Genomic DNA, 20,632 nt, shown 5'->3' on the forward strand with positions numbered 1-20,632 from the left:
ATTAGAATTGCTTATTGATCTCCATTCTTAGTTTACGGGAATAATCTTCTTCCAGCCAGTCACGGTAGTTCTTGGTACTTTTACTAATACAGTATGAGTACTGTCTTATTCTGGAGGCAATATCGTCTTTCAGCTCCTTGGCGAGTATTCTCGCATCGAACACATCTTCACTGTTCTCTACACACATTTGCACGTGTTGCTCCATAGACCACTCCAGTACGGCTTTAGATTTTAATCCTTTTTTGATGACTTCATCATAAGCTGCTTCAATATCGAAAGTAACATCTTCGGTCTTCGAGAATTGTTCCCGAACCTCTGGTGGCATCTGGTACTGAAAATCTCTTTCGATCTCTTCATCACTAAGAAGATTTTCAAAATAGAAATCTGGCGATCTAAAGATCTGTTTCCAATCTACCGGGGTACTCCAGTGACCAAACCTGGCCATGTTGTTACCAAGGTCGATCACGTTGAACTCGCTCTTATCTTTTAATACACGGGATCCACGACCAATCATCTGGAAATAAAGCGTCAGCGATTTAGTCGCACGGTTTAAAATGATAGTTTCCACAGTAGGCTCATCAAAACCGGTAGTAAGTATACTTACCGAAGTTACGATAGCGTCTGGGGTATGTTTGAACCATTTCAAGATATCCTTACGGTCCTGCTTACTTGTAGTATTATCCAGGTGCCTGATGGGCAGACCGGCATTTTTAAAAGTATGATAAACCTCTACAGAAGTATTAATACCATTATTGAAGATAAGCGTCTTTTTACCACGCGACCTTTCATAATATGCCGTAAGAAGTTTCTCCTGCATGCTATAATTAGAATACAGCTCTTCTGAAGACTTAACGGTATAATCACCGTTCATTCCTACCTTAAGATTGGTAAGACCTACATTGTAACTGTAAATATTCGCCTTGGCCAGGAATCCCTTTTCAATAAGAGAATTAATAGAGTCTCCAACAATGAGTTCTCTATAATTATCTTTCATAGGAAGCTTGATGTTAGAACTTAGTGGCGTCGCTGTAACTCCCAGAATGAAACATTTTTCGAAGAATTTGAAAAGCTTTCTAAAAGAGTTGTAATGCGCCTCATCAATGATCACCAAACCTATATCCTGTATTTCCAGTTTCTCGTCATTCAAACGATTGTTCAGGGTTTCCACCATGGCCACAAAGCACATGTAGTCATCCTGATCTGGAAGCTCTTTTACTTTGGAGTTAATGATCTTATTACGAACCCCAAAACCAGACAACATTTTAGAGGTTTGTTTACAAAGTTCAATTCTGTGAGTTAGAATAAGAACTTTCTTATTTGTTCGCTGTATATATTCTCTCGTCATTTGAGAGAAGATCACAGTTTTTCCTCCACCCGTAGGCAGCTGATACAACAGATTATAGTTACCGGGGTGTTCTTCTATTACCCCAAAAATTTTATTTATATCCTTCTGCTGATAGTCATATAACTTCTTGTCTACTTTCTTCTTTTCAATACCAAATGTTTCTAGCGCCATAGATTCCTTTATACGTAAGCAATTTTGCAAAAATAAGGCATTTTATACTTTACTCAAAAATTAATTGAGCAATAAGAAGTATTAAATTGGATAAGTTTCCCTAAAAATTATCGTATTTTTAGAGCGGTGATTTTGACTATTGTTTTTTCAACTTCTGAAGAAATAACCTTTTATCCATCCCCCCGGAATTAGTTCTAATTAGAAAAATCCGGAAGTTTGGTCCCTACGAATGATCTTTATTCTAAGTATGAGTCAGTATTAACAAGCTGCGAGTTATTCGCAGACCTGACTAAGTCGCAATGGCAGGATTTGCTATCAGATTTTCATGAAGAAAAGTGGAGCAAAAATACCTGTATCATCAACCATCAAAAATTCCTTTTCCATTTTTACATCATTACTAGGGGGCGTATCAAGATGTACAACGTAGACGAATTCAGTGAAAAAGAACACACTTTGTTCCTGCTAAAAGAAGCAGATGTTTTTGATCTCTTTTGTTTATTCGATGGCACGAAACACCGGGTATATTACGAATGTCTTGATAATACCAAAGTACTGGCCATTCCCATGGACAGGTTAAGAGACTGGCTGAATAAAAATCCCCATCAATATCAGCATTTCCTCACTTACGCAGGAAAGATGATGAGAGCTCTGGAATCCAATGTCTCCCAGCTCATATTCACAAATATTACTACCCGTCTTCTCAAGCTACTTCTTGAAAATGTAAATTCCAAATCTAAAAAGCTGGAACATATCAACGATCTGCCGAATAAGGAAATAGCAAACCTAATTGGGTCCACCAGGGCGGTGGTTAACCGCCACCTTCAATTATTAAAGCAAAATGGTTCTATAGACATGGCCAGGAATCAGCTTGAGATCAAAGATATTTCCCTTCTTCTAAAAGAACTGGAAAATCAGAACAGAAATCAAAAATAGACCTCTTGTGCTACTTAAGTACTTTTACTACAGGTCTTTAGAATGTATCTTGCATCATCATATTCAAATATTTATCAATCATTTTAATCTTAAAAATCATGAAAAAGATCATCACCTTTATTTTAGTCGCAGGATGGGTTTTAAACTCTTATTCGCAAGAAGTTATCCAACTTGAAGAAACAACTTTACATTATGAACCAACCGGTGAAATCGTATTTGAAGATTATTCCAACGGTATCGTTAAAGTGAAAGAAAATTACCAGAGACAATTTCAATCAAATGCCATCGCATTTATCAATGAGAATTTTGATCTGAAAAGATTCCGTGAAGAATCTGGAAACATGAGTGGAGATGTTTATGTAACCGTTTCCAGTTCTAATGGGCAATTAAGAGCCGTTTATAATGACAAAGATGAATTGGTTAAAACATACCAACAATTTAAAAACGTACCTCTTCCTTATGATGTAAGAAACCAGGTCTACGCTAATTATCTTGGTTGGACATTAACTAAAGATAAATACATAGCTTCTGGTATGCAGTCAAACATAGACGATGAAAAATACATTGTACACCTTGAAAAAGGAAAAGAACGCACAAAATTAAAAATCATTCCTGCACGTAGTACTGTCACCGGAGTGGCATCTGTAGAAAAATATTAGTAAATAATTAAAAGCCTAGGAGGCTGTATGAATTTTCAGCACTGTCTAAATCTCATAAGACAGAATGTTAAAATGTAATAGTAGTTAATAGTTAATAAATAGTTGATCTCTCAGATCAATAAAATCACTCAGAGTTAACGCTAAAATTCAAACAGCCTCTTCTTTATTGCTCAAAAAGATCTGATGACAAATACCGGTCTCCCCTGTCACAGACAATACTTACCACAAGTCCGCTTTCTAATTCATTACATAATCTAATTGCAGCACTGGCGGCACCTCCACTGCTCATACCAGCAAAAATACCTTCCTCCTCGGCAAGTCTTCTACTCATCTTTATTGCTTCCTGTTCACTTACCTCCAACACCCTGTCAACTTTCTTTGGATTGAAGATCTTAGGCAAATAAGCTTCAGGCCATTTCCTGATGCCCGGAATACGGGAATCATCTGTTGGCTGCACCCCAACGATCTGAATATCTGTATTTTGTTCCTTTAAAAAAGTGCTGGTTCCCATAATGGTGCCGGTGGTGCCCATAGAGGATACAAAATGAGTAACCTTATGGTTGGTATCCCGCCAGATCTCCGGTCCTGTAGTATTATAATGGGCTTTCCAGTTATCGTTATTCGCAAACTGGTTCAGCATGAAATAACCACCCGTTTTCATTTTATCTTCAGCATAATCCCGGGAGCCCTCTATACCATCATCTGCACTGGTCAGAATCACTTTTGCACCATAAGCTCTCATGGTTTGTACCCTTTCTATAGTAGAATTCTCGGGCATCACCAATTCAATATCCAGACCAAAGATCCCCGCGATCATCGCCAGGGCAATTCCAGTATTCCCACTCGTAGCTTCAATAAGCTTGGTCTTTTTATCGATTTCGCCTCTGTCCAGGGCGCTTTTGATCATGTTATAGGCAGCCCTGTCTTTTACACTACCTCCTGGGTTTTGCCCTTCGAGTTTAAAATATAGTTCCACTCCCGGTTTATTGAATACTCGTTTTGCTTTTACCAACGGAGTATTTCCTACCAGGTCTAATATTGAATCATTCATTTGTGTGCTGCGTTTTTGATACTAATTTGAGGAGTATGTGATACCATCGAATTTTTAGGAACAGATTTGGTTAACCAAACGTTTCCGCCGATAACACTATTCTCACCAATTACAGTTTCTCCACCTAAAATGGTAGCGTTTGCGTAAATGGTCACATTACTCTCGATGGTTGGATGTCTTTTGACATTTCTTAAGGTCCTGTTCACGGTCAATGCCCCGAGGGTAACCCCCTGATAGATCTTTACATTATCCTTAATTACTGCGGTCTCCCCTATTACCACTCCGGTTGCATGATCTATAAAAAAGGAATTTCCAATCTTAGCGCCGGGATTAATATCTGTACCAGTGGTACTATGGGCACATTCGGTCATTAATCGTGGGACCAAAGGCAACCCGAATTTGTACAACTCGTGACTTAACCTGTAAGTTGCTATGGCGTAAAAGCCGGGATAGGATAAATAAACCTCTTCTACCGAATTTGCTGCAGGATCATTCTTTGCAATGGCTTGAGCATCTAAATTCAGTTTTTCCAGGATACCAGGTAGCATTTCAAGGTAATCTTTCCAGATATCCTGACAGGGCGAACCAGGTTCCCAGCAAACCAGTTTTGCCAGAACTTCAAAATCCATCCCCAATTCCATCAGATTATCTTTTACCGGAGTCTGTTTGTCAAAAAGAGTATAGAAAAGTTTATGGGTAAAGGCCTCGGTCTTACTCTTAATACTCAAATTAAGATTAGGCAGATTCTTCTGTTCTTCAATTTGAGAAATTATTTTTTCCAATTCCATAACTTTTAATATTGACTTTCAAATTTACTCAATTAGACCGAACTCAAGAAGCTTATCATTACTAAGCCTGGAAAGAGAAAAAATCTATTTTTTAAAATTCAAGATTACATAAATTTTCAGGTTTTTAATTATTCTTAAATAATTTTAGGCAAAACTTAACGCTCTTCTTCCCTTGATTTCTTTGCGTTCATTGTAATTTCAATCTACAACCAATAAATCATGCTATTATGGCTAAGAAAGAATCCTCAGGATCTCTAGGCTGGCCTTCAGTCTGGGCCCTGGCTGCCGGAGGAATGGTAGGAGGCGGAATCTACACCGCACTTGGAGTAGTAGTTTCAGTTGCGGGTCAATGGGCCTGGCTAAGTTTCGTTATAAGTGGAATAATCGCCTGTTCAAGTGCCTATTGCTATATAGTTCTTGCTAACAAATTTGAAGAAAGCGGAGGTGCTTTTACTTATCTGAGAGAGATCAATAAAAACGGAATTGCCGGCAGTCTGTCCTGGCTTTTGTTGCTTGGTTATGTTCTAACCATGGCGGTTTATGCATTCGCCTTCGGGCATTATCTCTCTTTTGCCTTAAATACTTCACCCCTGGTTACCAGGCTATTCGCGATAGGGATCATGGTAGGACTAATAAGCCTTAACCTTGCGGGAGTTACCAAAACGAAAAAGGTAGAGATCGCAATTGTCAGCATTAATTTGCTTGCCCTTATAGGTCTAGCCGTTCTAGGTTTTATGCAATGGGATACAGTAAAATTAATTTCAGGCATAGAACCCAGACCACTTTGGAGCGCGCCCATTGGTGCAGCCAGTATATTTATGGCTTATGAAGGGTTTCAATTGCTAACCTATGAATATGAGGACATTAAAAAACCTAAGAAGATTCTAAAACCAACCATAATTACGGCGGTAATCTTCGTAATTATTATCTACGCAATTGTTGCTGTAGGTGCAGTAATGCTAGCCGGAAGCCTTGCGATCATTGCCCAGAAACAGGTTTCTCTTTCTATTGCCGCCAGAAACGCACTGGGAGTGCCTGGTTTGATCATAATGACTGTGGCAGCAGTATTTGCCACAGCTGCAGCGATTAACTCTACCCTTTTCTCCAGTGCGAATCTTTCAAAAAGAGTGGCAAACGATAAGGAACTACCACCGTTCTTTAAAAAAACGCATAACAATGTACCGTACAGAGCAGTCATTTTACTTGGGATATTGTCTACTATCCTGGCAGTAATAGGAAAATTATCTTCCTTAGTAGAAGCGGCCAGTTTAATCTTCCTGATCACCTTTGGAGTCGTAAATGTGATTGCTTTAAGGTTTTTAAAAGCTAATAGAAAATGGATCTCCTGGATAGGAATCATTTTAGCAGGAATTGTGATCCTGGTCTTAATTTCAAGACTGTCTATAGTTGCTCCGGTACAATTAGGAATCCTGGTATTCCTGGCTCTTTTAATAATTTTAGGTAGACCGGCTTTAATGAGAAATTATTCTTCAAAATCTTCAGATGATGACAAATAGATATGCTATACCGCTATTGATCTTGATTTTGATAGCATCGTTAAGTTGTAACAGGAAAACAGACAAACATGATCCTGAATTCCGTGTATATAATAGCACCAACAGTGCTTTGACCATACAAATGAATAAACAGGAAAGTTCAACCGGGATAGAGATTGCAGAAAAGCAAACTTCGGAATATCAATTACTGGATCCCGGGATTCATAATATGGAGGTGAAATCCTCAAAATCCCTGCTTGAACATAAGATTGGAATTGCCGCCGGTGAAAAATACACCTGTATTATCTATGGTGATCCAGCCCAATCTTCAAAAATTAATGATGCTACTTTTTCATACAAATTGCATAATATTTTTGAAGGATCTGAAAATTTTACAAAAAATGGTTTCCTACCGTCGTACATGGTTTTCAGAGATAAAATAAAACTAAAGAAAGGTCTTAGTGCCTTACGAGCTTTTCATGCCGCTACCGGAATGAGTCCGGTTACGATAAAGGTCAAAGATGGGAAATCGTCAAAAAGTTTAGCTAAAGGGCTAGCCTACGCAAAGCCTGTATTAAGCAAGCATATAAAAAGCGGAGTAAAAACACTGGAAGTTTACTGGAAGGGAGCTCCTCAACCTGTAATTTCTAGAGAATATGATTTTAAGTCTGAAAAGTCCTATATCATTATTTTTTACAATAAAGAGAATAAGCCAGGAATAGAGATCTTGGAAAACTAAATTATCTTATTAGTGAGAAATGGATAGTTTGATCTGGAAAACCAGATATTTTAATAAGACACCAGTAATCATCTGCCGGAAGATCTGTTCCATTAAATTTTCCATTCCATTGAAAGCCGGCTCCAGTCCCAGATTTTAAGACCTTACCATACCTGTCGAAAATCAGGATCTCTGAAGAATCAAAAAAACCCACCCCCTTGAGTTCGAAAATATCATTATAACCGTCCCCATTGGGACTAATCATTTTTGGAACTACGATATGGGCGAAATCAAGGGTATCTATATTACATCCTGCGGAATCCTTGATATAAGCTGTATATACACCTCCCGGTACTGAATTAAAAGTCTGTGAACTCTGGTAATTAATTCCATCTATAGAATATTGAAAATTTCCGTCATTTGCCGGAATAATTCTAACATTATTAGCTAGAGAAACCACCTCCTGGATCTGGGCATTAGCTACGGCACTTACCGAAAAACTCTTGGTGACACTACATCCTTCCTCCGTGATAATATCTACGGAATAATTACCAGGTGAATTTACGAGGATGGTACTTCCTGTTTCCCCGTTAGACCAGACGAAGTCGTAATCTATGAGACCAGCATCTAAACGTAAATTAGAATCTGGACATATCTCCAGGTTTTCATCCTGCACATCTGGTACCGTAAAAACGGTAAATTTTACTGGGGTTCTTTTACTGCTTGCACATTCGTAACCTTCTTTTGTAGCTTCCGCATAATAAATTCCTTCTTCTGTGGGATAGAATGTGTCTGTATTCTCTGCCAGTAAATTCCCTCCAGTTTTAGCATCATACCAGGAAACAGATTCGTCTTCTGCAACTGTAACTCTTATTGCAGGAGCTAATTCATTTTCACAAACCTGAACATCTCCATTACTTGATGGTGGCGCTGGTGTTTTTATCACTTTTACTGCAAATGCTTCTGAGGCTGAACTACAAAAATTATTATTGAGATTATTCGCGTCTTCTGCTACCTTCACTCGGAAAAAATAAGAGTCTGTTAATAATGAAGTTTGATAGGTAGCTGAATTAGCTCCGGGAATATTTCCCCAATTTTCACCATTCACGCTTATCTGCCATTGAAAAAATGGCTGGTCATACACCGATCCATCAGATTTTGCTTCTAATTTAAGGCTTACCGGGGTATTCTCTTCACAAATGGTAAGACCAGTCTCATTGTCTTCAGAATTAATAGTGGTTAGATCACCGCAAGACCGAAACATGATATCATCGATGGCCAGATCGTTCCCACAACCCCCTTCACCATTATTGAACATTTTAAGGATTACCGATCCCTGTCCTGGTTCAGACCTGAAGGTTAATGCAAACTGCTCCCATTCTGGCGAAGAGGTTGATGCTATATCTCCTGTATCGCCAGATTTTATAAGAATGCTGTCGGTTTCATCCCAGATCTCAAAACGCACGTTATTAGGGATTCCGCCATTAGGACATATATTACTGGACCGGTCATAGACATTCATCAAAAAAGCCGAAAATTCATAGGTAGTATTCTCACAAAGTCCCGAGATCTCTTTTCTATAAAATCTACCCGCGGTAAAATCGGCATTCACTATCAAAGCCCTGCCCCCAGAAATATTGGTATTTGGAAAATAAGAATGCCAGGAGGTAATAAAGTTCCCGATAGTACTGGAAATGGTATACTGCCCGTCCTGCGGATCCTGCCTCACAAAATCATAATTAGTAATTCCTGCAGCGAGGGGATCACCAGTTCCAGACCCATTTCCAAAATCCTCATGAAATATGGGATCGCCCTTGCTCCCACTGCAGAACCCGAGCTGGGAATACCCGGAAGCCACGGTGAAAAAGACAAGCACTAGTAGTAATATTCGCATTATTTATTTTAAAGAAATCGATCTTTTAATTGCTCGAAAAGATAGGAATTACCCCAATTCTGTTTTTCAGCTTCATTTCCAATTTCATGTATTCTTGTAATGAATTCGCCAGAAATACCTTTTTCTATGACAAAGTTTACAGCTTGCTCATAAGATTTCAGCATGCTCTTTTGAAAACCTTCAGGTATATTCTCTTTATCCCTGGACCAGGTCTGGGCAACTTCAATATTATATAACATCACATCTGCCAGGGAATGAGGCTCCATTTCGAGTTTTAGAAAATGCTTTATCAGTTTATGCGCAACAGATCTACGGGTTTTAGGTCTTCTATTATTGGGTGGAAAATATTCTTTAGAGATCTTGAATTTGGCTTCTCTAACAAGCTTTTCCTCGTTCGGATTAAAAACAAAATTGTAGAATACTTTTACATCTTCGAACCTGGTATATAAATCCATGATCTGGTCTTCCAGGTCCTCCTTATCCAGGGATTTGATATATTTTTTAAAAGCTCGTTTGCTCATTTACTCCTTATTTAGCTTTTCTATATTCACCTGCAGTTTTTCTGAAATATCAAGCAACCACTCTAACTGTCCTGTCACCAAATGCGCTTCCTGTAACTTGAACCTCATTTGTTCATCTATTTTTTCCTTGCCAGCTTCGATTTCAAGGTCCCTTTGCTCTGCAAGTTTATCGAATTTTTGTTGGAGAGACTTACCGGCTAAAGAAATTTCAAGGTTTTCTTTCTCTATCATTTCCTTATTTTCCAGAATATTCACGCAATTTTTAAGATTAACAGAGATCGCTTTGGTATAGGTCTCAAAATCCTCAGATGCCCTGGTAGTAGGATGCGTCCTGATATAGGTTCCCATGGAGGCCACTGCAGATAAAAAGGTCTGGTTTAAGCCTACAATTTCATAAATAAGTCCAACCTGTTTTTGTCTGGATTTTGGTTCCTGTGTCATGCGCTGAAAGGCTCCACTTAACGCTCCCATATCCAGGAATGCCTTTTTACGGGAGAGTTTATATGAAATTGGCAGTGATTTTTTCTCGTGATAATATCTATCTATTTCTTCAAGATATTCCAGATTAGATTTTAAAGATGTTGCTATCACATTATTCAGGTTCTGAGATTCCCATTTTGGCCATAATAATAGATTACCAAAAGCCGCTAGTCCTGCTCCAATCAAGGTATCTACGATCCTGAATTGTATCACATTCAGCACTTCAGGCTGCAATAAAGCATATATAAATATGATACTTAAAGTTATAAAGATGGCTGCCGTGGTATAATTCCGTTGGATCAAGGAAAAAGCAAGCGTTAATGACAAAATACCTAAAACCGCATATACCGTGGTATTCTGGGTGAGAAATACGATCCCAACCGCAATGACACCTCCTATCAAGGTGCCTACGATACGCTTTCTTGTTCGTTGTTTGGTGAGCCCGTAGTTTGGTCGCATAATGACCACTACGGTTAGTAGGATCCAGTATGAATTTTGAACTGAGAAATAATCCCCGATCAAATAACCTGCGAGAACCACCAGGGAGAGCCTTAAAGAATGCCTGAAGATGGCGGAATCAAAATTAAAATTAGTGGTAAGCGTTTTAAAACTGTATTCCTGCTGGGTAAGGAACTTTGTGAATTCTTTATCCTTCACAAATAACTTCCTTTTACCTTCCAGGTTCCTCAGGATCCTGTCTATATTATTAATTTTCTGTGCCTGTTTGGACTGATAATCAAAAAGATTACGCAGCATAAGCATCTCTTCCCTTCTTTGTCCAATATCTATCTGTGATCTGAATTTTCTAAGAGCTTCCTCCACTTTACCTAAAGCATCAGGAACTTTATTTTCGGGTAGTTCAGAATTCTTAAGCATCGCAAGGGCTATAGCCTCCAGTTGCGTCGCCATTTTTAAACTGAAATTGGCAAAAACCTTTAATTCTAGAGAATTTTCCTGCTGGGAGCCCTGCATCTTTTTAAAGTCTATAGGGTTGGCCATGGCCAGTTCCAGCATATCCACCAGGTCTATAAAAATTAGCAGTCGCTTCCGGGCGTAACCAGAACTTCCTGAAGATTGCCGGGAACTTATAAGGATCTCCCTTAGACTTTCATGATGTTCATTCAGTTCACTCTGGCTTTGGAAAAGCTTTTTCTGAATCTCCTTTTCATTAGAATCGGGTTTAAAAAGTTCTACTCTTAACCTGAGATAGCCTGCCGTTAACTCCATGGTCTCCGCGATCAATTGCTCAGTAGCTCTTTCAGGTTTTATAAGATACCAGCTAATACTAACCAGAAGGTACCAGATCCCTCCTATCCCGATTAACAGGGATTTTTGCCAGATCTCGATTCCGGAAGAAATATTAGCAAAACTCAGAACCACAGCCAGTAAACCAGAAAAAGTAACCAGGGAGGCCCTGAATCCATAAACTGAAAGATATGATATCGCAAACATCATGATGGCCAGCATGGGGATAATAGCCCACAGGAACTTTGCTGCATAACCCGCAATACAGAAAGATATAGCCCCAAGTAGAGCGGCCGCTAAAATCCCATATACTTTATGTTTAAAACTGCCAGGAACATCACTTGGTGATGATAATAAGCATCCCATAGCCAGACTAATCCCAATTTCTAGATTTCCCAGATTTGAAAAGATACCAATGGGAAACACTATAGCTATGGTTAATACGATGGCTTTTGAAAAGTCTGTACTTCTCAGGAACTTTATAAAATCATTCTGGTATTTCTTTATTTTTCCGGTCACTTCTAATTCTATTTCAGGTTCTGAAAATAAAGCTTTAAAGATACATTTAGCCTGCTTTCTTTCAATTATCGAGTTTTAGGATAAATTTTATTCAATCAGAATCAACTTATAAGATTTCAGATCTTGTATAATTTTAGCTGCTTCAATAATTTCAAATAAAAAAAGGTCCGGATATACCGGACCTTTTTTTATTTAATTGAGCTTTATTTATTGTGCCTGCTCCGTTGGCATGATATAAACATCATTGATATTCGCTCTTTTTGGCTGAGATAATGAATAAAATATAGCTTCGGCAATATCTTCAGCTTCCAAAGGAGTCATTTCCTTGAAATTAGAAAGCAGGTCATCTTTGATCTCGTCATCGGTGATAGTTTCCGTTAGGGAGGTATCAACAAAACCAGGTTCAATAGAAGTTACATTGATATTGTAATTTGGTGCTAGTTCCTGTCTTAAACCTTCAGAAAACATTCTCACTGCAGACTTGGTTGCACAGTAAACCGCTCCACCTGGATAGATCTTTCTTCCCGCACTAGACGAAATATTAACGATGTTACCGCTTTTTTGATCCAGCATAGTGGGAAGAACCGCAGCTACTCCGTTTAATACACCTTTAATATTCACATCTACCATTTTGTCCCATTCATCTGTATGCAGATTCTTTACATAAGATAAAGGCATCAATCCCGCATTATTGATCAATGCATCTATACTGCTAAATGCTTCTTTAGTCTTTTCAACGACCTTTTTAAGATCTTCCTTTTTAGTTACATCAGCAGGAACTACGATCGCTTTACCGGCATTCTCTTTTTCAATTTTAGACTTAAGCTCATTTAGTTTATCCTCGCTTCTAGCGGTAAGAACTACGTTCATCCCTTCCTTGGCAAGTTTAATGGCTGTAGCTTCTCCAATTCCACTTGATGCACCTGTAATTATCGCTGTTTTTCCTTTGATACTCATAACTTTTTTATTTTTTGATTTTCCACAAAATTAAATCAATTAGCACTCAGAATATGAGCAATAACGGGCTTTGTCATGAATTTAACCCTTGAGGCCTTCAGCTGTTAATTTTTTAATGTTTATTGAAATAAAAAAGGCTGAATCGGTGAGATCCAGCCTTTCGGTATTTAGATTTCTTTTTACTTCTTTGAAGGTCTAGAAGGTCTTACTTCTATTTTACTTGGCAGCGTTCTCGGATTCATTTTCAATAGATCTCCTACCAATTCTCCTATATCTTCGATTTGAATTTTCCATGCATCTTCTTCAGAAGGTTCATTGTCATTAAAATAAGTTGCCACAGATCCTGGCATAATGGTACTTACTTTTACTCCTTTATCCCGAAGGTCCAGCATGATCGCCTGGCTAAATCCGGTAACACCAAACTTACTCGCATTATAAGCTGCTCCACCAGCGAAGAAATTGGTTCCCGCAAGACTGGAGATCGTGATTATATAACCTTCAGATTTCTTAAGCGCATCCACACATGCTTTCACGCTAAAAAATACGCCGGTAAGGTTGGTATCAATGGTATCTTTCCATTCATCTACCGTAAGGTCTTCTACAGATCCAAAATTACCAATACCTGCATTTGCTACAAGAACGTCCAGTTGTCCCCACTTATCCAGCAATTGCTGCACAGCTTTTTTCTGACTTTCAAAATTTCTAACGTCTGCTTCCAGACCAATGATCTCGCCATGGTCTGATAATTTCTCGGCAGCTTTCTCGGCAGCAGAAAGTGATCTACTGGTCACTGCTACCTTATACCCCATTTTTAAAAGGGTTTTAGCTACCCCGTAACCTATACCTTTACTTCCACCGGTTACTAGTGCCGTCTTATTTTCTTTACTCATAATATTTAATTTTACGATTTAAAGCTACTAAAGACGTATATCTCCCTAAAATTTAAAGCGGTAAGATTGTGTTAATTTTAAAGGTTAAATACTTGATAAAACCTCTAAAAAGGCTTTTATAGAAACGTAAAAAAACTAACTTTGTGCTCGGAAAAATTCTACCGGTTTGGAATTGAATTTTCGCTAAGTCAATACTAACTTAATTTAATAGAGACACCTTGGAAAATATCAAAGCTCAGAAATTACTCAATAAAATTCAGCGCGATTTAATGCGTAATGGAATTATCACAAATACTATTGTTGAAGACCTTAAGGAATTAAGGAAGTTTGTGGTTGAGGAGAATATTCCTTTGCTTGCCAAGGTTACCAGATTAACCTACGAACATATTAACGAACACGAAGATTTCCTTATTGCTATTCCAGACGACGAGCCTATCGAAACAGATGGAGAGGTAGAAGACGCTGAAGAAACTGAAGTTCAGGAAGAAACTGAGCAGATCACAGGACAGGAAAGTTTGGAATATATGCTTTCTCTAATGGCCGAGCATGATAACAAGCTGAATGAAATGGAGCTTCGTGAATATGTAAACGCTTTGAAAGAGCACGCCGGGGAAGATTATTAAAATCCCGGTTTTATTTCTGCTTATCCCACTGCTTCGGTTGAAGAATTTCTAAAAATTGCTATAACTAGAAAGGAAATTAATGAAAGAAAAGGCGAAATCTAAGAAGAAGTCGCGGATACGCTTATTGCATCAATATTACAATTATACTGGTTTTTATTCCTTCGTTTGGAATAGTCTAAAGAAAGCAGTTTTACCAATTGTTCTTTTTGTTGGCGCGTTATGGGCTATAGATCATTATCTACTGGATATTGAAGATATGCTTGTGACCATAACTGAAACCTATGCCCCTTTCGAAGTACTGGCGATCTTCTTTTTATCTGAATCACTTTTAGGCCTTGTACCACCCGAATTATTTATTGCCTGGGCCGGTAAATCTGGAAGTCCCTTTCTATTTCTCTCATTACTGGCAACAGCTTCTTACCTGGGCGGGATCGTTTCTTATTTCATTGGAGTTGGAATCACCAAGATCCCAGCGGTACATGAGGCTATGGAACTTAAAATGGCCAAACATATTAAGAACACCCGTAAATGGGGAGGATTCTTGATCATTGTTGGGGCCTTACTCCCTATCCCATTCGCAATGACGAGTATCGCTGCCGGGATCATCAGGTTTCCTTTTTCGAGTTATCTTATTTTTGGTCTACTAAGATTTGCCAGGTTTTATTTATATGCGCTGGTAATATTCGAAATGGTTTAACGCTTTCCTTATAATTAATCTAAACTTTTCCTAAGGTCTCAGGATATACCCTGTCATAATTTTACCTTGGTCGAAACACTGAATAATAGCTGTTTATAGCTCATTGCAGTGATCTATTTAACCAATAAAAAAAACAGGATATGTCTTTATTAACGATTATTTTAAACATTTTACTACCTCCATTAGCTGTGTTTTTAAAACACGGGCTTGGTGTAACTTTCCTTATAAGTTTGCTTTTAACAGCATTAGGATGGCTGCCGGGCGTTATTCACGCTTTCTTGGTTAATGGAACCAGATAAGGTTTAAAAAATAGAATAAAAAAAGACCGGAAAACGCCGGTCTTTTTTATTATTTAGAGTTGTTTCTAAATAATTAATTCTCTTCTTTTTCTTCTCTTTCCTGAACAACTTTTTGCCATTTCCAGGCACTTCCCAGGGCATCATCCAGAGACCTGTTTGCTTTCCAGCCCAGATCTTCATTGGCTTTGGTAGTATCGGCATAAGCAGCAATAACATCACCTTCCCTTCTACCTACGATCTTATAGGGTAGCTTTTCTTTTGAAACTTTTTCAAAAGAATTTATTACTTCCAAAACAGAGTTCCCTTTACCGGTTCCTAAATTAAAAACCTCATAATTGCTCTTCTCATTTTGATTTATGAGCCTGCTTAAAGCCTTTACATGAGCTTCAGCAAGATCCATAACGTGAATATAATCACGTATGGCAGTACCATCATTGGTTGGATAATCATCACCAAAAACAGAAAGTTCCTTTCTTTTACCTATAGCCGTTTGGGTGATAAAGGGAATTAGATTCTGAGGAGTACCAATAGGCAATTCACCAATTTCAGCTGTAGAATGAGCCCCTATTGGATTAAAATATCTTAATGCGATCGCCTTAAAATCAACATTTACCTTACAGGTATCCTGAATGATCTCCTCTCCTATTTGTTTTGTATTTCCATAGGGAGATTCAGCCTTTTTTACGGGCGCGTTCTCTGTAATTGGTAATTCGTCTGCCTGCCCGTAAACGGTACAGGAAGAACTAAAGATAAATCTTGAACTCGGCTTTTTATTTAGTTCCTGTAAAAGGTAAACCAGCGTAGAAATATTATTCTCATAATATAGCAACGGATTGGTTACACTTTCCCCCACCGCCTTTGACGCGGCAAAATGAATAACATCTTCAATATCCTGATATTGCTCGAAAAAATCCTTTACGGCAGTTTTATCTCTTAGATCTATATTTTCAAATTCAGGTGTTTTCCCGGTAATATGGGTGATCCCTCCAAGGACATCTATAGAAGAATTAGATAGATTGTCAATGATCACCACTTCATAACCTTCCTGCTGAAGGGCGACTACCGTGTGAGAGCCTATAAAACCTAGACCTCCGGTAACCAATACTCTTTTAGAACTCATAATTATATTTTACGTTCGCAAATTAATAAAAAGGAATTCAGGAGATACGCTATTTATATTAAAAACCTCTTAAAGGTTAATTTAGGTTCTTAATGCCATGTCTAACTAATCAATTATCTTTGCCTAAGTTTTAAATATTTCTTATGTCTCTGGAAAAAAAAGTCAGGCTTTTTAAATGGATCAGTATTCTGGAAGGAGTTTCATTCTTATTGCTTCTTTTTATTGCAATGCCATTAAAATACATTTTTGAAATGCCCGAAATGGTAAAACAGGTTGGTATGGCTCATGGTATACTTTTCATGGCTTACATCCTTGGAGGCGTGCTACTTATTAAACCAATGAACTGGAGTTTGACCCAAATAGGAATCATCCTGGGTTGCTCCGTTCTTCCATTTGGTCCATTTTATGTAGAAAAGAAATATCTTTAAAACATGAATATGGAAGAAGGACTTGTAGACCTGATCTGTTTTTTTGAAGAGTTTTTTGTGGCGCATGGCATGAATGCTACATTCGCCCAGTATTTAAATCTTTTGATCAACCTGGTAATATTGACCCTTATCATTCTGGGTATCAATTACCTGATCAAACATTTTATTATTGAAACCTTCAAGCTTTTCACTAACAGAACCAAGACCACTTTTGATGATTTCCTTATTAAAAGTAACTTTCCCAGGTACGTAGGTCGTTTTCTACCCCTGTTCGTGGTCTACGAACTATTTCCATTGATTTTCTCGGAGTTTCCAGATGTCCTGAAAATATTCTATAAGCTGGTCGAAATTTATATCATAATTCTAATCGTCTGGATCTGTAGAAGTATGCTGCGATCTACGCGGAATTATCTAAAAACAAGACCAGAATTCAATGACAAGCCACTGGAAAGCTTCAGCCAGATCATAATGATCTTTATCTGGATCATTGGGTTAATGTTCATTTTTTCTACGCTAACAGATAAATCTGTAATTGGTTTCGCCATTTCCTTAGGTGCGGCTTCGGCAGTTATATTATTGATCTTTAAGGATACTATTCTTGGACTGGTAGCCTCTATTCAGGTTTCGGTGAATGATATTGTAAGAATTGGAGACTGGATAAGCTTCGAAAAATTTGGTGCAGATGGTACAGTGACCGAGATCAACCTGGCCACGGTAAGGGTTCAGAACTGGGATAACACTTATACTACGATTCCTACCTATAGCTTGATTTCAGACTCCTTTCAGAACTGGAGAGGAATGCAAGAATCCCCGGGTAGGAGAATTAAAAGATCTGTTCTTATCAAACAGAATTCTGTAAAATTCCTGAACCATGAGGATATAGAAAGACTCAAAAGGATAAAGCTTATCGCCCCTTATTTGGATAACCGCCAGGCAGAGATAGATAAGTTCAATGAAAGTAATGAAATTGATAAAAGCCTTCTTATAAATGGTAGAAATCAAACCAACCTGGGGGTATTTAGAAAATATGCCGATTCTTATTTAAGAGAACATTCTGCCATACATAAAGAAATGTATCTTATTGTGCGTCATCGCGAGCCAACTGTTAACGGTATTCCTTTGGAGATACTTTGTTTTAGCAGGGACAAACGATGGGAAAATTATGAGTATATTTCGGCTGATATTTTTGACCACCTGATAGCGGCTATCCCCTATTTTGATCTTCAACTTTTTGAAGCACCATCGGGAGATGATATTCGCAGATTTCTGGGAGAAAATTATAAAGCCTAACCAAACATTATTATGAAATTAAAACCTTTCCTTCAGGGCTTCGGTATCCTGGCCGTAGTTATTACGCTAATTCCCCTTGTGGCAGCAGATTTCTGGTGGATAAGGATGTTCGATTACCCTCATATTCAGTTAACACTATTGACACTTACTGCAATCGCGGCATATTTTTTCAGATTCGAAATAAGGTCTTGGAAAGACTATACTTTCATGGCAGTACTGGTTACCTGCTTTATTTTTCAGTTTATGAAAATATATCCCTACACACCTTTTTCCCCATATGATGTAGGCAAGCCAACCGAAGAGGTTAATGAACAAACAGGATTCATGTTGTTGACTTCAAATGTGCTTCAAAAAAATAAAGAGACAGGTCTTCTGGTTGAAGAAATGAAAAAGATAAATCCAGATGTCGCCGTCTTTACAGAAACCGATGCTAAATGGAATGAAGCCATCAAAGCTGGTCTAGGTTCAGATTATCCGTATAAGGTTGAGGTTCCGCTAGATAACACCTACGGGATGATCCTTTACTCTAAACTTGAACTGGTAGATCCAGAGATTAAGTATATAGTTGATGATAGCATCCCATCGATACATACCGAAATAATTCTGAGGTCTGGAGATAAGATACAATTGCATGCTATTCACCCTACTCCTCCAATGCCGCAACATAATCCGTCGTCATCAGACAGGGATGCGGAAATGATGAAGATCGCATTAGAATCCCTGGATTCTGAAATTCCTGTAGTGGTTATTGGTGATTTTAATGACGTTGCCTGGTCTAATACGGTAAGCATGATGCAATCTGTAGGTGAGCTACTGGATGTTAGAAAAGGAAGAAGTTTTTACAACACCTTCGATGCTACGAGCTTTATAATGCGCTGGTCTTTAGATCATATTTTTGTTTCTGAAGAGTTCCGGGTTGAAAAAATTAATACCGGAAGCGATATAAAATCAGATCATTTTCCATTCTACGCCGAGCTTTATCTGCAGCCTGAACTTGCCGAGGAACAAAAACCTGCAAAAGCAACCAAGGAGCAAATAGAAAAAGCCAGGGAACAAATAGCTGAAGAAGAGGAAGAAAATGCTGAAAAAGGACAGAATGGTTCCAGCAATCAGTAAAAACTAACATTTCCTTGTGACAATCTGTATTTCCTTCTTTATAATTTTAAGGAAAACCATAGAATGCAGAATTCCGTTTCCTTAGAAGCTGAGAGTATCTCTGAAGCTTTTCAGAAGTTCTACAGAAATTTTATTGATCAATTACCAGGTATTGGCCTTGGGCTTCTTATTATAATTCTGGGAGTTCTTATTGGCATCTGGATGGGTAAATTCTTTACCAGGAGAATATCTTCCAGGACTTCAGATCCTTTAATGAGCCGTTTCCTGGGGAAAGCTATAAGATTCCTGATAATTATTACCGCTATAATGCTAGCCCTAAAAGCTGCTGGCCTTGGAGGAATCGCAACAGGAATACTTACCGCGGCCGGAGCCAGTGCGGTTGTGCTGGGATTCGCATTTAAGGACATTGGAGAGAATTTCATCTCAGGAATTATCCTGGCCTTCAACAGACCTTTCGATGTGAATGATACTGTGGAAATAGGAGAAAATTTCGGAAAGGTAAAAGCACTCGAATTCAGATACACCAAACTAAAGACCTTCGACGGTAAAGATGTTTATATTCCCAATAGTGATGTTTTAACTAAACCGGTAACCAATTATACTGAAGACGGTTTTTTCCGCTGGAGTTTTAACGTTGGAATTGCCTATGAAGATGACATTGCCGGAGCCAAGGAAACCATCTCCAGGGCTTTAGAATTAGAGCCTATGGTAATCGAAGATGAAGAACACAGGAACTTCGTGGTCGAAGACGAATTGGCAACCAGCACGATAATTCTGAAGGTCTATTTCTGGGTAGATACCAAGGATTTCAGAATGCAGGCCATGAAAACAAAAGGTAATGTTGTAAGAACCGTCAAAGAAGCTCTTATGAAAGATGGTTATTACCTGCCTGCAGATATACAGGAGATCAAGATCTATGGAAAAGAAAAAGATTTCCCTGTGCGTTTAGATCAAAATTCTGGCAATAAAACTGATAAAAGCTGATCCTACTTAAGCCTATCCTTTACATATTCAATTTCGGTTTTTCCATGTGGTTTAGGTTTTCCATCTTCACCTAAGGCAACCATTACGATCTTATCTATGGTAATAATGGTCTCCCGGGTCATTTTATTCCTTACTTCACATTTCAGGGTTAACGAAGCTGAACCGAATTTTGAAACCTCAATGCCAATTTCAACGATATCTCCCTGGTGAGCAGAGCTTTTAAAATCTATCTCACTCATATACTTTGTCACCGTTTTAGGATTCTCCAGTTGAACAATACTGTAAAGAGCACATTCTTCGTCTATCCATTCTAATAATCTACCTCCAAATAAGGTTCCGTTAGGGTTTAGATCCTGTGGCTTTATCCACTTTCTGGTATGAAATCTCATTGTTTTTATTTCGAATTTA

The 20,632-nt window shown here is 38.3% G+C and carries 21 protein-coding genes; 11 read left to right on the forward strand and 10 right to left on the reverse strand.

Annotated elements, in window-relative coordinates:
* Nucleotide 1: 1 nt before the first annotated feature.
* Entirely contained in the window at nucleotides 2-1,516 is a 1,515-nt protein-coding gene (locus tag C8P64_RS08285; protein ID WP_108171604.1) for a DEAD/DEAH box helicase, read from the reverse strand.
* A gap of 216 nt (nucleotides 1,517-1,732) precedes the next feature.
* Between C8P64_RS08285 and C8P64_RS08290 the strand changes: the two genes are divergently transcribed.
* Nucleotides 1,733-2,449, forward strand: a complete 717-nt coding sequence (locus C8P64_RS08290; RefSeq protein WP_108171605.1) for a Crp/Fnr family transcriptional regulator — start codon at nucleotides 1,733-1,735, stop codon at nucleotides 2,447-2,449.
* A gap of 98 nt (nucleotides 2,450-2,547) precedes the next feature.
* On the forward strand, nucleotides 2,548-3,108 hold the full coding sequence (locus C8P64_RS08295) for a hypothetical protein (RefSeq protein ID WP_108171606.1): 561 nt from the start codon (nucleotides 2,548-2,550) through the stop codon (nucleotides 3,106-3,108).
* Nucleotides 3,109-3,271: 163 nt separating this feature from the next.
* Here the strand turns inward: C8P64_RS08295 and cysM are convergent, their stop codons facing one another.
* Together cysM and epsC are read right to left on the reverse strand one after the other, a co-directional pair.
* Nucleotides 3,272-4,159, reverse strand: a complete 888-nt coding sequence (gene cysM, locus C8P64_RS08300; protein ID WP_108171607.1) for a cysteine synthase CysM — start codon at nucleotides 4,157-4,159, stop codon at nucleotides 3,272-3,274.
* Nucleotides 4,156-4,947, reverse strand: coding sequence for a serine O-acetyltransferase EpsC (gene epsC, locus C8P64_RS08305; RefSeq protein ID WP_108171608.1), 792 nt, complete (start codon nucleotides 4,945-4,947; stop codon nucleotides 4,156-4,158). The genes cysM and epsC overlap by 4 nt, the downstream gene beginning before the upstream one ends.
* A gap of 227 nt (nucleotides 4,948-5,174) precedes the next feature.
* Here epsC and C8P64_RS08310 point away from each other — a divergent pair, with 227 nt between their 5' ends.
* Nucleotides 5,175-6,464, forward strand: coding sequence for an APC family permease (locus tag C8P64_RS08310; protein WP_108171609.1), 1,290 nt, complete (start codon nucleotides 5,175-5,177; stop codon nucleotides 6,462-6,464).
* A complete protein-coding gene (locus C8P64_RS08315) occupies nucleotides 6,451-7,182 on the forward strand; it encodes a hypothetical protein (protein WP_146167199.1) in 732 nt (243 codons plus the stop codon). Before C8P64_RS08310 ends, C8P64_RS08315 begins: the two co-directional genes overlap by 14 nt.
* A gap of 1 nt (nucleotide 7,183) precedes the next feature.
* Here C8P64_RS08315 and C8P64_RS08320 read toward each other — a convergent pair whose 3' ends face one another.
* From C8P64_RS08320 to C8P64_RS08340, 5 genes are all read right to left on the reverse strand, one after another.
* Complete coding sequence (locus C8P64_RS08320) at nucleotides 7,184-9,055, reverse strand: T9SS type B sorting domain-containing protein (protein WP_108171611.1); 1,872 nt, start codon at nucleotides 9,053-9,055, stop codon at nucleotides 7,184-7,186.
* Nucleotides 9,056-9,063: 8 nt separating this feature from the next.
* A complete protein-coding gene (locus C8P64_RS08325) occupies nucleotides 9,064-9,576 on the reverse strand; it encodes a DUF6155 family protein (RefSeq protein ID WP_108171612.1) in 513 nt (170 codons plus the stop codon).
* Nucleotides 9,577-11,820 (reverse strand): FUSC family protein, encoded by a 2,244-nt coding sequence (locus C8P64_RS08330; RefSeq protein WP_245889684.1) that lies wholly within the window; start codon nucleotides 11,818-11,820, stop codon nucleotides 9,577-9,579.
* Between the two features lie 207 nt (nucleotides 11,821-12,027).
* The gene (locus C8P64_RS08335) at nucleotides 12,028-12,777 is read right to left on the reverse strand and encodes an SDR family oxidoreductase (protein ID WP_108171613.1); all 750 of its coding nucleotides are present in this window, start codon (nucleotides 12,775-12,777) and stop codon (nucleotides 12,028-12,030) included.
* A gap of 179 nt (nucleotides 12,778-12,956) precedes the next feature.
* Entirely contained in the window at nucleotides 12,957-13,667 is a 711-nt protein-coding gene (locus C8P64_RS08340) for an SDR family oxidoreductase (protein ID WP_108171614.1), read from the reverse strand.
* Between the two features lie 218 nt (nucleotides 13,668-13,885).
* Between C8P64_RS08340 and C8P64_RS08345 the strand changes: the two genes are divergently transcribed.
* The 3 genes from C8P64_RS08345 (at nucleotide 13,886) to C8P64_RS08355 (ending at nucleotide 15,286) form a co-directional block, all read left to right on the forward strand.
* On the forward strand, nucleotides 13,886-14,290 hold the full coding sequence (locus tag C8P64_RS08345; protein ID WP_108171615.1) for a hypothetical protein: 405 nt from the start codon (nucleotides 13,886-13,888) through the stop codon (nucleotides 14,288-14,290).
* Between the two features lie 79 nt (nucleotides 14,291-14,369).
* Nucleotides 14,370-14,987 (forward strand): YqaA family protein, encoded by a 618-nt coding sequence (locus C8P64_RS08350; RefSeq protein WP_108171616.1) that lies wholly within the window; start codon nucleotides 14,370-14,372, stop codon nucleotides 14,985-14,987.
* Between the two features lie 140 nt (nucleotides 14,988-15,127).
* On the forward strand, nucleotides 15,128-15,286 hold the full coding sequence (locus C8P64_RS08355) for a YqaE/Pmp3 family membrane protein (protein ID WP_108171617.1): 159 nt from the start codon (nucleotides 15,128-15,130) through the stop codon (nucleotides 15,284-15,286).
* 73 nt (nucleotides 15,287-15,359) lie between these two features.
* On the opposite strand, the gene galE is transcribed toward C8P64_RS08355, so the two are convergent.
* The gene (gene galE / locus C8P64_RS08360; RefSeq protein WP_108171618.1) at nucleotides 15,360-16,406 is read right to left on the reverse strand and encodes a UDP-glucose 4-epimerase GalE; all 1,047 of its coding nucleotides are present in this window, start codon (nucleotides 16,404-16,406) and stop codon (nucleotides 15,360-15,362) included.
* Between the two features lie 143 nt (nucleotides 16,407-16,549).
* On the opposite strand from galE, the gene C8P64_RS08365 reads away from it, so the two are divergent.
* The 4 genes from C8P64_RS08365 to C8P64_RS08380 all read left to right on the forward strand — a co-directional run bounded on the left by C8P64_RS08365 (nucleotide 16,550) and on the right by C8P64_RS08380 (nucleotide 20,224).
* Nucleotides 16,550-16,834, forward strand: a complete 285-nt coding sequence (locus tag C8P64_RS08365) for a DUF3817 domain-containing protein (protein WP_108171619.1) — start codon at nucleotides 16,550-16,552, stop codon at nucleotides 16,832-16,834.
* Between the two features lie 3 nt (nucleotides 16,835-16,837).
* Complete coding sequence (locus tag C8P64_RS08370) at nucleotides 16,838-18,124, forward strand: mechanosensitive ion channel family protein (RefSeq protein WP_108171620.1); 1,287 nt, start codon at nucleotides 16,838-16,840, stop codon at nucleotides 18,122-18,124.
* A gap of 12 nt (nucleotides 18,125-18,136) precedes the next feature.
* Complete coding sequence (locus tag C8P64_RS08375; RefSeq protein ID WP_108171621.1) at nucleotides 18,137-19,240, forward strand: endonuclease/exonuclease/phosphatase family protein; 1,104 nt, start codon at nucleotides 18,137-18,139, stop codon at nucleotides 19,238-19,240.
* Between the two features lie 63 nt (nucleotides 19,241-19,303).
* On the forward strand, nucleotides 19,304-20,224 hold the full coding sequence (locus tag C8P64_RS08380) for a mechanosensitive ion channel family protein (protein ID WP_108171622.1): 921 nt from the start codon (nucleotides 19,304-19,306) through the stop codon (nucleotides 20,222-20,224).
* A 2-nt stretch (nucleotides 20,225-20,226) separates the two neighbouring features.
* On the opposite strand, the gene C8P64_RS08385 is transcribed toward C8P64_RS08380, so the two are convergent.
* A complete protein-coding gene (locus C8P64_RS08385; protein ID WP_108171623.1) occupies nucleotides 20,227-20,613 on the reverse strand; it encodes an acyl-CoA thioesterase in 387 nt (128 codons plus the stop codon).
* Between the last annotated feature and the right edge of the window lie 19 nt (nucleotides 20,614-20,632).

Origin of the sequence: Christiangramia gaetbulicola (assembly GCF_003054225.1) — a bacterium.
Classification (GTDB): domain Bacteria; phylum Bacteroidota; class Bacteroidia; order Flavobacteriales; family Flavobacteriaceae; genus Christiangramia; species Christiangramia gaetbulicola.

Bases quoted from the DNA above. Each gene is read 5' to 3' on its own strand.
- C8P64_RS08285 (WP_108171604.1), bottom strand. From the start codon at position 1,516: ATGGCGCTAGAAACATTTGGTATTGAAAAGAAGAAAGTAGACAAGAAG.
- C8P64_RS08295 (WP_108171606.1), top strand. From the start codon at position 2,548: ATGAAAAAGATCATCACCTTTATTTTAGTCGCAGGATGGGTTTTAAAC.
- cysM (WP_108171607.1), bottom strand. From the start codon at position 4,159: ATGAATGATTCAATATTAGACCTGGTAGGAAATACTCCGTTGGTAAAA.
- epsC (WP_108171608.1), bottom strand. From the start codon at position 4,947: ATGGAATTGGAAAAAATAATTTCTCAAATTGAAGAACAGAAGAATCTG.
- C8P64_RS08310 (WP_108171609.1), top strand. From the start codon at position 5,175: ATGGCTAAGAAAGAATCCTCAGGATCTCTAGGCTGGCCTTCAGTCTGG.
- C8P64_RS08315 (WP_146167199.1), top strand. From the start codon at position 6,451: ATGATGACAAATAGATATGCTATACCGCTATTGATCTTGATTTTGATA.
- C8P64_RS08320 (WP_108171611.1), bottom strand. From the start codon at position 9,055: ATGCGAATATTACTACTAGTGCTTGTCTTTTTCACCGTGGCTTCCGGG.
- C8P64_RS08325 (WP_108171612.1), bottom strand. From the start codon at position 9,576: ATGAGCAAACGAGCTTTTAAAAAATATATCAAATCCCTGGATAAGGAG.
- C8P64_RS08335 (WP_108171613.1), bottom strand. From the start codon at position 12,777: ATGAGTATCAAAGGAAAAACAGCGATAATTACAGGTGCATCAAGTGGA.
- C8P64_RS08340 (WP_108171614.1), bottom strand. From the start codon at position 13,667: ATGAGTAAAGAAAATAAGACGGCACTAGTAACCGGTGGAAGTAAAGGT.
- C8P64_RS08350 (WP_108171616.1), top strand. From the start codon at position 14,370: ATGAAAGAAAAGGCGAAATCTAAGAAGAAGTCGCGGATACGCTTATTG.
- C8P64_RS08355 (WP_108171617.1), top strand. From the start codon at position 15,128: ATGTCTTTATTAACGATTATTTTAAACATTTTACTACCTCCATTAGCT.
- galE (WP_108171618.1), bottom strand. From the start codon at position 16,406: ATGAGTTCTAAAAGAGTATTGGTTACCGGAGGTCTAGGTTTTATAGGC.
- C8P64_RS08365 (WP_108171619.1), top strand. From the start codon at position 16,550: ATGTCTCTGGAAAAAAAAGTCAGGCTTTTTAAATGGATCAGTATTCTG.
- C8P64_RS08370 (WP_108171620.1), top strand. From the start codon at position 16,838: ATGAATATGGAAGAAGGACTTGTAGACCTGATCTGTTTTTTTGAAGAG.
- C8P64_RS08375 (WP_108171621.1), top strand. From the start codon at position 18,137: ATGAAATTAAAACCTTTCCTTCAGGGCTTCGGTATCCTGGCCGTAGTT.
- C8P64_RS08380 (WP_108171622.1), top strand. From the start codon at position 19,304: ATGCAGAATTCCGTTTCCTTAGAAGCTGAGAGTATCTCTGAAGCTTTT.
- C8P64_RS08385 (WP_108171623.1), bottom strand. From the start codon at position 20,613: ATGAGATTTCATACCAGAAAGTGGATAAAGCCACAGGATCTAAACCCT.